The organism is Salmonella sp. NW884, assembly GCF_051700745.1.
Lineage (GTDB): Bacteria > Pseudomonadota > Gammaproteobacteria > Enterobacterales > Enterobacteriaceae > Salmonella > Salmonella enterica.
Genome location: NZ_JAMMDE010000006.1, coordinates 88760 through 100909, shown reverse-complemented (window position 1 = coordinate 100909; position 12150 = coordinate 88760). Strand labels below are relative to the sequence as shown.

10 protein-coding genes are annotated in these 12150 nt (G+C 55.0%); 6 read left to right on the top strand and 4 right to left on the bottom strand.

All coding sequences use genetic code 11. The features are described from left to right. Positions 1 to 17: 17 nt before the first annotated feature. The 6 genes from treB to NA197_RS14650 all read left to right on the top strand — a co-directional run bounded on the left by treB (position 18) and on the right by NA197_RS14650 (position 7176). A complete protein-coding gene (gene treB / locus NA197_RS14675; RefSeq protein ID WP_064043028.1) occupies positions 18 to 1436 on the top strand; it encodes a PTS trehalose transporter subunit IIBC in 1419 nt (472 codons plus the stop codon). A gap of 49 nt (positions 1437 to 1485) precedes the next feature. Next, on the top strand, positions 1486 to 3138 hold the full coding sequence (gene treC / locus NA197_RS14670; protein ID WP_000155045.1) for an alpha,alpha-phosphotrehalase: 1653 nt from the start codon (positions 1486 to 1488) through the stop codon (positions 3136 to 3138). Positions 3139 to 3546: 408 nt separating this feature from the next. Further along, positions 3547 to 5685 carry an anaerobic ribonucleoside-triphosphate reductase gene (nrdD, locus tag NA197_RS14665; protein ID WP_000187818.1) on the top strand — a complete coding sequence of 713 codons (2139 nt, stop codon included), beginning with the start codon at positions 3547 to 3549 and terminating at the stop codon, positions 5683 to 5685. 216 nt (positions 5686 to 5901) lie between these two features. Next, positions 5902 to 6366 (top strand): anaerobic ribonucleoside-triphosphate reductase-activating protein, encoded by a 465-nt coding sequence (nrdG, locus tag NA197_RS14660; RefSeq protein ID WP_001009177.1) that lies wholly within the window; start codon positions 5902 to 5904, stop codon positions 6364 to 6366. A gap of 166 nt (positions 6367 to 6532) precedes the next feature. After that, positions 6533 to 6763 carry a type II toxin-antitoxin system VapB family antitoxin gene (gene vapB / locus NA197_RS14655; protein WP_001261294.1) on the top strand — a complete coding sequence of 77 codons (231 nt, stop codon included), beginning with the start codon at positions 6533 to 6535 and terminating at the stop codon, positions 6761 to 6763. Further along, a complete protein-coding gene (locus NA197_RS14650) occupies positions 6760 to 7176 on the top strand; it encodes a type II toxin-antitoxin system VapC family toxin (protein ID WP_000048134.1) in 417 nt (138 codons plus the stop codon). Before vapB ends, NA197_RS14650 begins: the two co-directional genes overlap by 4 nt. A 60-nt stretch (positions 7177 to 7236) precedes the next feature. On the opposite strand, the gene NA197_RS14645 is transcribed toward NA197_RS14650, so the two are convergent. The 4 genes from NA197_RS14645 to NA197_RS14630 are packed head-to-tail and all read right to left on the bottom strand — an operon-like array spanning position 7237 to position 12139. Beyond that, complete coding sequence (locus NA197_RS14645) at positions 7237 to 9150, bottom strand: BglG family transcription antiterminator (protein ID WP_064043026.1); 1914 nt, start codon at positions 9148 to 9150, stop codon at positions 7237 to 7239. 16 nt (positions 9151 to 9166) lie between these two features. Further along, entirely contained in the window at positions 9167 to 9907 is a 741-nt protein-coding gene (gene dagF / locus NA197_RS14640; RefSeq protein ID WP_048591337.1) for a 2-dehydro-3-deoxy-phosphogluconate aldolase, read from the bottom strand. After that, a complete protein-coding gene (locus NA197_RS14635; protein ID WP_064043025.1) occupies positions 9904 to 11022 on the bottom strand; it encodes a DgaE family pyridoxal phosphate-dependent ammonia lyase in 1119 nt (372 codons plus the stop codon). The genes dagF and NA197_RS14635 overlap by 4 nt, the downstream gene beginning before the upstream one ends. Beyond that, positions 11006 to 12139 (bottom strand): amidohydrolase/deacetylase family metallohydrolase, encoded by a 1134-nt coding sequence (locus NA197_RS14630; RefSeq protein ID WP_064043024.1) that lies wholly within the window; start codon positions 12137 to 12139, stop codon positions 11006 to 11008. The genes NA197_RS14635 and NA197_RS14630 overlap by 17 nt, the downstream gene beginning before the upstream one ends. Positions 12140 to 12150 lie beyond the last annotated feature (11 nt).

Here is a 12150-nt window from a genome sequence, read left to right as displayed (position 1 = left end):
TGCCATGAGGCTTTACGATGAGCAAAGTAAAACAAGCCGATATCGACCGGCTGATTGACCTGGTTGGCGGGCGCGACAACATCGCCACGGTGAGCCACTGCATTACTCGCCTGCGCTTTGTGCTCCACCAGCCCGCGAACGCCAGGCCAAAAGAGATCGAACAATTACCGATGGTTAAAGGCTGTTTCACCAACGCCGGGCAGTTTCAGGTGGTGATCGGCACCGAAGTCGGCGATTACTATAACGCGCTGCTGGAGACCACCGGCAAAGCATATGCCGATAAAGAGCAGGCCAAAAAAGCCGCTCGCCAGAACATGAAGTGGCATGAGCAGTTAATTTCCCACTTTGCGGAGATCTTCTTTCCGCTACTACCGGCGTTGATCAGCGGCGGTTTGATCTTAGGCTTTCGTAACGTGATCGGCGATGTGCCGATGAGCAACGGCCAAACGCTGGCGCAGATGCATCCGGCGCTAAAAACGCTTTATGATTTTTTATGGTTGATCGGCGAAGCGATCTTTTTCTATCTGCCGGTGGGGATCTGCTGGTCGGCGGTGAAAAAAATGGGCGGCACGCCGATTCTTGGTATCGTGCTCGGCGTGACGCTGGTGTCGCCGCAGTTGATGAATGCGTATCTGCTGGGCCAGCAAACGCCGGACGTCTGGAACTTCGGCGTATTTAGTATTGAGAAAATAGGCTACCAGGCGCAGGTTATCCCGGCGCTACTGGCAGGGCTGGCGCTTGGGTTTATTGAAACGCGGTTGAAACGCATCGTGCCGGATTATCTCTACCTGGTCGTCGTCCCGGTGTGTTCGTTGATACTGGCCGTCTTTCTCGCCCACGCCTTTATCGGCCCCTTTGGTCGCATGATCGGCGACGGCGTAGCCTTTGCGGTACGTTATCTGATGACCGGCAGTTTCGCCCCGATAGGCGCGGCGCTGTTCGGCTTCCTGTATGCCCCGTTGGTCATTACCGGCGTCCACCAGACCACGCTCGCTATCGATATGCAGATGGTTCAGAGCATGGGCGGTACGCCAGTCTGGCCGCTGATTGCGCTGTCGAATATCGCGCAAGCCTCCGCCGTGGTGGGCATTATCATCTCCAGCCGTAAACACAATGAACGTGAAATTTCCGTTCCGGCGGCGATCTCCGCCTATCTGGGGGTGACCGAACCGGCAATGTACGGCATCAACGTCAAATATCGCTTCCCGATGCTGTGCGCGATGATCGGCTCTGGCCTTGCCGGTCTGCTCTGTGGTCTGAATGGCGTAATGGCAAACGGCATCGGCGTTGGCGGCCTGCCGGGCATTCTCTCTATCCAGCCGACTTACTGGCAGGTGTTTGCGATGGCGATGGTTATCGCGATCGTTATCCCGGTGATTCTGACCACCTTTATCTATCAGCGTAAGCATCGTCAGGGCACATTACAAATTGTCTAATTCTTCTTCGGGGCGCAGTTGCGTCCCAACGTACTTGCAGGAAACTACAATGACTATTCCCCTCTGGTGGCAAAACGGCGTTATTTATCAGATCTACCCGAAAAGTTTTCAGGACACGACCGGCAGCGGCACCGGCGATTTACGCGGCGTCACGCAGCGCCTTGACTATCTACAGCGACTCGGCGTGGACGCCATCTGGCTCACGCCGTTTTATATCTCGCCGCAGGTGGATAACGGTTATGACGTCGCAAATTATACGGCTATCGACCCGACCTACGGCACGCTGGATGATTTTGACGAGCTGGTCGCGCAGGCGAAAGCACGCGGTATTCGTATCATCCTGGATATGGTGTTTAACCATACTTCTACCCAACACGCCTGGTTTCGCGAAGCGCTGAACAAAGAGAGCCCATACCGTCAGTTTTATATCTGGCGCGATGGCACGCCGGATGTCTGCCCGAATAACTGGCAATCCAAATTTGGCGGCAGCGCCTGGCGCTGGCATAGCCAGAGCGAACAATATTATTTACACCTTTTCGCGCCTGAACAGGCCGACCTGAACTGGGAAAACCCCGCCGTGCGCGCCGAGCTGAAAAAGGTCTGCGAATTCTGGGCCGATCGCGGCGTGGATGGCCTGCGTCTGGACGTGGTGAACCTGATCGCCAAAGATCAGGATTTTCCTGACGATCCGACGGGCGACGGACGCCGCTTTTATACCGACGGACCGCGCGCGCATACGTTTTTACGCGAAATGAACCGTGACGTTTTTACGCCGCGTAATCTGATGACGGTAGGCGAAATGTCCTCTACCACGCTGGAAAACTGCCAGCAATATGCCGCGCTTAGCGGCGACGAACTCTCGATGACCTTCAATTTTCATCATCTGAAGGTGGATTACCCCAATGGCGAAAAGTGGACGCTGGCAAAACCTGATTATGTGGCGCTGAAAGCGTTGTTCCGCCACTGGCAACAGGGGATGCATAACGTCGCCTGGAACGCGTTATTCTGGTGTAATCACGATCAGCCGCGCATCGTTTCCCGCTTTGGCGACGAGGGTGAATACCGGATTCCAGCCGCGAAAATGCTGGCGATGGCGCTGCACGGTATGCAAGGGACGCCTTATATCTATCAGGGCGAAGAAATTGGCATGACCAACCCACACTTTACCCGCATCACCGATTATCGCGACGTGGAAAGCCATAACATGTTTGCCGCGCTACGCGCCGCCGGACGCGACCCCGACGAACTGCTGGCTATCCTGGCCAGTAAATCCCGCGACAACAGCCGCACGCCGATGCAGTGGGACAACAGTAAAAACGCCGGTTTCACCCAGGGCGAGCCGTGGATAAGCCTGTGCGATAACTATACGGAGGTTAACGTCGCGGCAGCATTACGCGATGAAAACTCGGTGTTTTACACCTATCAAAAGCTGATTGCTCTACGTAAAACCCAGCCTGTACTGATCTGGGGCGATTATCAGGATCTCCTCCCGGATAGCCCATCAGTATGGTGTTATCGCCGCCAGTGGCAGGGGCAAACCCTACTGGTTGTCGCCAATCTGAGCGACCAGTGCCAGGAGTGGCATCCGCCGCATATCAAAGGACAATGGCAGGCGCTACTGCACAATTATGGCGAGGTCGCCAGCCAGCCAGCCGCGATGACGCTCCGCCCATTTGAAGCCATCTGGTGGTTACAACGCTAACGCGACGTCCTTATACGGATAAACGCCACAAACCTATTGACACGGGCTGTGGCGTTGCTCCAGGTTACTGTCTGTTTTTGTTGAATAATTAATCAGATTTTTCTTGCTATCTTTTACAAACGCTACAGCGCCCGCCATCTGTACGCTCTGATTTTTACCTTGTTCTACATCAATAAAATTGCAAACATCCTTGATGCAAATCACTACATATAGACTTTAAAATGCACGCCAACCCAATATGTTGTATTAATTGACTACAATTGCTACAACACCTGTTCACTCGACACAAGGTGAATTGTGGATAACCTGGGTCAGGATTGCGGGAAGTCGTTGGAAAAGAGATGAATAAACCTGTTATGGCTTCCCCGGCCTCTGTGGATAACCTGTTCTTACAAATATGGAGTGATCATGACACCGCATGTGATGAAACGAGATGGCTGTAAAGTGCCATTCAAATCAGAGCGCATTAAGGAAGCCATTCTACGTGCAGCTAAAGCAGCGGGAGTCGATGACGCAGATTACTGTGCCACCGTCGCAGAAGTCGTTAGCAGCCAAATGAACGCACGCAGTCAGGTGGATATTAACGAGATCCAAACTGCGGTTGAAAACCAACTGATGTCCGGCCCGTACAAACAGCTTGCCCGCGCCTACATCGAATACCGTCACGATCGCGACATTCAGCGTGAAAAGCGTGGTCGTCTGAACCAGGAAATTCGCGGCCTGGTAGAGCAAACTAACTCCGCGTTGCTCAATGAAAACGCCAACAAAGACAGTAAAGTCATTCCCACCCAGCGCGATTTGCTGGCCGGGATTGTCGCCAAACACTATGCCCGCCAGCACCTGTTGCCGCGTGACGTAGTACAAGCGCATGAGCGCGGCGATATCCACTATCACGATCTCGACTATTCGCCGTTCTTCCCGATGTTCAACTGTATGTTGATCGACCTGAAAGGCATGTTGACCCAGGGCTTTAAGATGGGTAACGCCGAGATCGAACCGCCAAAATCTATCTCTACCGCCACTGCCGTTACCGCGCAGATTATCGCGCAGGTCGCCAGCCATATTTATGGCGGCACCACCATTAACCGTATCGACGAAGTGCTGGCGCCGTTTGTCACCGAAAGCTATAACAAGCACCGCAAAACCGCCGATGAGTGGCAGATCCCGGATGCCGAAGGGTATGCGCGTTCTCGCACCGAAAAAGAGTGCTACGACGCCTTCCAGTCGCTGGAATACGAAGTTAACACGCTGCACACCGCTAACGGCCAGACGCCTTTCGTGACCTTTGGTTTTGGCCTCGGCACCAGTTGGGAGTCGCGTCTGATCCAGGCGTCTATTTTGCGTAACCGTATCGCCGGTCTGGGTAAAAATCGCAAAACCGCCGTGTTCCCGAAACTGGTCTTCGCTATCCGCGATGGTTTGAACCACAAGTTTGGCGATCCGAACTACGACATTAAACAACTGGCGCTGGAGTGCGCGAGCAAGCGCATGTATCCGGACATTCTCAACTACGATCAGGTGGTCAAAGTCACCGGTTCGTTCAAAACGCCAATGGGCTGCCGCAGCTTCCTCGGCGTGTGGGAGAACGAAAACGGCGAGCAGATCCACGACGGGCGTAACAACCTGGGCGTGATTAGCCTTAACCTGCCGCGCATCGCGCTGGAAGCAAAAGGCGACGAAACCGCATTCTGGAAACTGCTGGATGAACGTCTGGCGCTGGCGCGGAAGGCGCTGATGACCCGTATCGCCCGCCTTGAAGGCGTGAAAGCCCGTGTCGCGCCTATCCTGTATATGGAAGGCGCCTGCGGCGTGCGGCTGAAAGCGGATGACGACGTGTCTGAAATCTTTAAAAATGGTCGTGCGTCCATCTCTCTGGGCTACATTGGTATCCATGAAACCATTAACGCGCTGTTCGGCGGCGAACACCTGTACGACAGCGAGCAGCTTCGCGCTAAAGGCATCGCGATTGTGGAGCGTCTGCGCCAGGCCGTGGATCAGTGGAAAGACGAGACCGGCTACGGCTTTAGTCTGTACAGCACGCCAAGTGAAAACCTCTGTGACCGCTTCTGCCGTCTGGATACCGCCGAGTTCGGCGTGGTGCCGGGCGTAACCGATAAAGGTTACTACACCAACAGCTTCCACCTCGACGTGGAGAAGAAGGTCAACCCGTACGACAAAATCGATTTCGAAGCGCCGTATCCGCCGCTGGCGAACGGGGGTTTCATTTGCTACGGCGAATACCCGAACATTCAGCACAACCTGAAAGCGCTGGAAGATGTCTGGGATTACAGCTATCAGCATGTACCGTATTACGGCACCAACACGCCGATCGATGAATGCTACGAGTGCGGCTTTACCGGCGAGTTCGAATGTACCAGTAAAGGTTTCACCTGCCCGAAATGCGGCAACCACGATGCCGCGCGCGTCTCGGTTACCCGTCGCGTGTGCGGTTATTTAGGCAGCCCGGACGCGCGTCCGTTTAACGCCGGCAAGCAGGAAGAAGTGAAGCGCCGCGTGAAGCATTTAGGCAACGGGCAGATAGGTTAATCCTCCGTTTGCAATGCGTAAATGCCGGATGGCGGTGTAAACACCTTATCCGGCCTACAACCGCTGGCTATAGTTCCAATTTCATGAGTTTCCTCTAAGCAGTTGGTGTTGTAGCAAGGCGGCAAACGAACGAATCCCAGGGAGCTTACATAAGTAAGTGACCTGGGTAAGTGAGAGCGGCCAACGCCGCTACAGCGCCAAATGCAACGAGGAAACATGAACTTTCACCAATACTACCCCGTAGACATCGTTAACGGCCCCGGCACCCGCTGCACCCTGTTTGTGTCAGGGTGCGTGCATGAATGCCCTGGCTGCTATAACAAAAGCACCTGGCGGCTGAACTCCGGCCAGCCGTTTACCAAAGAGATGGAAGATAAGATCATTGCCGATCTGAACGACACGCGCATTCACCGTCAGGGGATCTCGCTTTCCGGCGGCGATCCGCTGCATCCGCAAAACGTACCGGATATCCTGGCACTGGTACAACGCATCCGCGCGGAGTGCCCGGGGAAAGATATTTGGGTGTGGACCGGCTACAAGCTCGATGAACTCAACGCCGCGCAAATGCAGGTAGTCGATCTCATCAACGTGCTGGTCGATGGCAAATTTGTGCAGGATCTGAAAGACCCGGCGCTGATCTGGCGCGGTAGCAGCAACCAGGTAGTGCATCATTTGCGTTGATGCGGGGATATTGGGTCAAAACCGTTACTCGTCCGCTACTTTTACGCCCTTCTTTCGCCTCCTGCTTACAGGTATATGCATATGCCTATACATATGTCACGCACAGGCATATAATTAACTCCGACACTGGCCTATAACATCACGCCCACAAGGGCAGGAGACGACCATGCGAACCGTATCTGTATTTAAAAATGGCAATAACCGCGCGATCCGCCTTCCACGCGATCTGGATTTTGACGGCGTCAACGAACTTGAAATCTTCCGCGAAGGCGACACGATTATTCTGCGCCCCGCCCGCCCTTCCTGGGGATCATTCCGTCATGAGGAAAAAGCCAGCCCAGACTTTCTGACGGAACGCGAAGACATCATCAGCGATGAGGGGCGCTTTGAACTATGAGTAAAACCTACATGCTGGATACCTGCATCTGTTCTTTCATTATGCGCGAACAGCCGGAAGCTGTGCTGAAACGCCTTGAGCAGGCAGTGCTGCGCCGCCATCGTATTGTGGTGTCGGCGATTACCTACGCCGAAATGCGTTTTGGCTGTACGGGCAAAAAGGCCTCGCCACGCCATGCCCAACTGGTCGATGCATTCTGTAGTCGCCTGGATGCCGTGCTGGCCTGGGACCGGGCGGCAGTGGATGCCACCACAGAGATCCGTGCCGTACTGGCCGCCGCCGGTACGCCGATTGGATCAAACGATGCGGCTATCGCCGGCCATGCCATTGCGTCCGGGGCGATACTGGTCACTAATAACGTGAGGGAGTTTGAGCGGGTACCGGGTTTGCAGTACGAAGATTGGGTAAAATAACCCGTGCTGGCATACCGACAAGCACATAAATCTTCTTAACAATGACGTGACGGGAAAGTGTCAAAAACGACTCACGCACTCCATCGCGACCGTTTTAAATTGCGTAAAATTCTGACATGCGCAGAGGCGCGTCATGGCGCGTTCGCGCAGGAAAGTGACGAAAATATCGTAGATGGCCATCGCCTCTTCATATTCACTTTTGCTGATGGCGAGTAAAAAAATAACGTGCGCCGTTTCGTCACCCCAGACAATCCCCTGCGGCGCGAGCACCGTATAAACCACCGTTTTCTTCGCCAGCAGCCCCAGCGCGTGCGGCAAGGCAATCCCGTCGCCTAATAACGTACTGACAATAGCTTCACGTTCAATAACCGAATCGAGAAACGCCGCATCAACAAAGCCTTCCTCGTGCAACTGATCGCACAGCGTTTTAAACAGCGTCTGTTGATCTATTTCCCCCTCCACGATGCGAAAATGCGAGGCATCGAAATATTTATCCAGCATCCACGGGCGGGTTCTGTCCACCAGCACCAGCTTACCGATCTGCTCCAATTGATAGTCGGTAGGAAAGGGGGCGATCATGATGACCGGTTTATCTTTTTCGCCGATCCGCGCTGTGGAAATCACAAAATCCTCCACAATGTTGTCCCGCGCCTCATAGTCGCGTAGCGTCAGAGTGCGGGCAATCTCAATCTGCGGGTATTTCCGCGCCAGTACCGCTTCAATCATCCGCACCATCGCATTACCAGCATCGCACACCAGCAGTACCTGTGGCTGCCGCTGGTAGCCAATGTTGTAACTACGTTCCAGCCCAACGCCAATATGCAGCACCAGAAAACCGATTTCGTTTTCGCTAATGGTATACGGCGTGTATTTTCCCCAACTCGATATCGCCGCCAACGTCATATCCCACGCCATCGGATAGTGCTGCTTAATATTTTCCAGTAGTGGGTTGGGGATCATGATCTGGTAGCGCACGCGGGTGATCATCGTTTTGATGTGGGTCAGCAAGTCCGCGTGAAGCTGTTTATCATTCAACAGGTTATAGTTGTACTGGGTATTAATAAAATTGAGGATATAGTGCACCAGCGCCTCTTCATCATCGGCATTAATGGCGCTGGGGGCAATTTCCTGTACCTGGCGGGCGGCAATATGCACCTTCAGCCAGCTTACTTCCGGCTCCGACAGCGGCTTGTCAGCCAGCTGTTGTAGTAGCTCCGCAATCTCATGCGCCGCATGGCGCACCTTTTCATCGACCTCCTCTGCCACGCATTCCGATAACGGATACCCCTCGCGAATACGCCGTACCGCCACCGCGCAGTATAAACGCAGAAACAGCTCGCCCTCATCGGTCAGGCGGATTTGACAATGAGAGAAAATATCCGGCAAAAGAGACTGCAGCCGTTGAGACACCTCGGTGTTCAGCGTGGTACTAACAATTAACGGATGGGAGGGCTCCTGCTGCGCCAGCGTCCATAAAAGGTCGGTCAGACAGGCGCGAATCGCCATCTCTCCGCCAAACAGTTTCATGCCATGACGCGGACGCGTTTCCAGCGTCAGATGATAACGCAGCAAATGCTCGCGCACGTCCGCCATATCGTTCTGCAACGTCGCACGGCTGACAAACCATTCATCTGCTAAATCCTCCAGCTTCAGCGAGAAGGCGGAGGTTAAAAAACGCGCCAGCAAATAGTGGATCCGCTCCTGGCTGGTGCGCGGACCGCGCGCCAGCGTGGGAGATTGCTGCGTTTGCAGGGATTGATAACGTGCCGGATCATCAATTTTGAGCTGATACCCGTTGCCGCGGCTGAGAGTAAATTGCGCGCCATGCGGCGTCAGCAACATGTTCAGCGCGGCGATATCCGCCCGAACGGTACGCGTGGAGACCGACAACCGCTGCGCCAGTTCGTCCTGCGGCAGCGTCTCGTTTTGCAGCATCGCAAATAGCTGCGCTAAACGTTGGTTGGGGAATCGCACGTCTCTCTCCTCATGATTAGCCGACACGCGACCGGACGATAGCAAGTAACTGACGCACATCGTCCGCACGAGTGTTGCCGCTCACCTTATCAATAATCGAACTATAAATGTGAGGAATGATTTTGCTTACACCTGCATCAAGGGCGATGTGCAGAATCTCGGCGAAGTTTTCCAGATCGATGCCGCCCGTCGGTTCCAGCCAGAAATCATGACGGGCGCAGGCCTCAGCCACCGCTTTATACTCGTCGCGACAGGTGAGCCCTCCCATCGGAAAGTATTTAATGGAGCTGCCGCCCATGTCTTTGAGCAGCGCAATCGCCGTTTCTATGGGTACGATGCCGTCCGGCGCGCGGCTGCTTAGCGGGCCGGTGGAAATTTTCACCCGTCCCGGCGTGCCGGTCGGCGAGACAAGACCGTTGACCACCGTCTCATTTTGCCCCAGCAGCGCCCGACTGACCCCTACGCCGGTAAACACCTGGTTGACATGCTGCGGCTGTACCTGACGCGAGATTTCGCTCACCATCGCCGACTGGTTAGGATCGCCCGCCCCCAGCCCGACGGAGAGCGCATTATCAATAAGCGCCGCATATTCACGCATATCCGCGACTGCGCTTGCCACATCCGGATAGTTTTTGGAGAGCACGCCAACCAGCACATGACCTTCCGCCGCCGCGTAGATTTCCCGGGCGTTATCTTTCGAACCGGCCAGTACGTTCAGGCAAACGCGATCGCGGTAAAAGTTAGGGGTCAGTTTCATGCTTGTTTCTCCTGATTAATCATCTCGCCAATACGACGCGCCACAATCGCTAACTGCGCGCGATCGACGCTGCGGACATCCGCTTCAATAATCCCTTCGTTGGCTTTGTATCCGCGAAAGTAAATCGCGTATTCTCCTTGCTTCAGCGCGTCGACCAGTTCGCCTGTGGCGATGCCGGTAACGGCTTCATCAAACTTAATTTCCGTGCGCGCGATGTCGCGTCCGGCGCTGTCCCACACCACGCGGGCGCTGACGCCGTTAAACGTGTTCAACGTGTCAATAAAGGGCGCCATTTTTTCTACCATCTCCGCGCCGCTCTCTTTTTGCGCCCGCAGGTACAATTCAATGGCGCAGGTCAGGCCAACAATTCCCTCTTTGCCGACCTTCATCGCCCGGCCAATGCCCGCTGACTGACGTTTTACCCACTCAACATACTGCGTTTTGCCAATCACCAGCCCGCTGGTCGGCCCTTCAATCGCTTTTGCGCCGCTATAGATAACGAGATCTGCGCCCACGCGGTAGTAGCACTGCAAATCTTCTTCCGCCGCCGCGTCCACAATCAGCGGCAGATTATGCGTGCGCGCCACCACCGCAGCCTGCTCCACGCTGAGCATACTTTTCTGTACGCAGTGGTGAGATTTGATATAGAGAATAGCCGCCGTGCGCGGCGTAATGGCCGCCGCCAACTGGGCGGCGGAACATTCGTTGGCGTAACCGGCTTCCACCAGTTTGCCGCCGCCCAGCGCCACCATCGTTCCCACCGGCGCGCCAAAGTTGACGTTGTGGCCCTTTGGCAGGACGATTTCGTTATTTTCAATCGGTGTAACGTGCAGGTTTTCCAGCAGCCAGTCGCTGTCCTGAACCAGGACCGCGGCAACCGACTGGGCAAGGCCCGCACTGGCGCAGGAGACTACCGTCGCCCCTTCTACTTCCAGCAATTTCGCAATGTACTCACCGGTTTTATTCACCAGATCTTTCATCTCGAAATACTGATTCATTCCGGCCATCGCCGCGTCTATCACTTCCGGGCGCGGCGTAGAGACGCCGAGCGCCGTCATACGTCCGGAGGCGTTAATCACCTGTTTTAATTGATACTTCTCAAAAATCGAAGGCATGTTCCGCGCTCCCTTGTTTGGTCATATAGCCCTTGCCTGCGCGTATCGCGGCAAGCGGCGTCAGCAATTCCTCAGCCTGTAAGCTGTCGTTTTCCGCGTCTACCAACACGGTAGGCTGGCGTTTAAGCGTAAAGAGGGTCAGGTCGGCATCCAGACCAGGCTGAAGACGACCTTTGGTTTTCAGATTCAGGCTATCGGCGGCATTGGCCGTCACGCACGCAATGACCTGCGGCAGCGACATGCCGATGGCGAGGAATTTCGACATCACATTAGCCAGCGAATGCACCGGGCCATTGATGCGGTTACGGCAGTAGATATCGGAACTGATGGTATGCGGTAAAATCCCCAGGCTAATAGCGCGTTTCGCCACTGCAAAGCTCAGGCTGGCGGTACCATGCCCGACATCCAGACGCACGCCGCGCGCCAGCGCTCGTGTCACCGAGGCGCGCAGCTCGCCGTCAGGCCGAAGAATACGGTTCGGCTTACCGTTGTAACAGTGGGTAATGATATCGCCCGCCGTCAGACGCTCCGCGATTTCGTCCAGATCCGGCGGGTTATTGCCAATATGTACCATCAGCGGCAGGTTGCCGTTTTCTTGCTGCATGGCTTTAGCGCGTTCCAGCGGCGTGATGCCGTTAACGCCTACCACGCTGCTGCTCATCCGCGCCTTGAGGCCGACGATAAAATCCGGATGGCGTTTTACCGCCTGCCGGACCGCATCGACGTCAATATTGGCCATGTTAGCCAGCTCGTTTTGGGCAATAAGCCCAACGCGTGAAACATTCAGCAGCGCATAAACCTCGGTGGTCGCCTGACGCGTCAGAGCATAGAAATCATCAATGTCGTCTGCGCCAGTGCTGCCGGCATCCACCACTGTGGTAACGCCAGTGGCAATACCCACGCTGTCCGGTTCGTCGTGGTAAATCGGCGATGTCGGGTAGCAGTGGACGTGAGAATCAATCCAACCCGCGCTAACGTAACACTCGCCGCGCAGGTCAATGGTTTTCAGCGCCGGACCATCAACGTCACCCAACGCCGCGATTTTGCCATCTTGCAGGGCAATATTAGTCAGCGTGTCATCGACCAGACGCGCATGGCGCAGGAGTAAATCAAACATCGCTCTCTCCT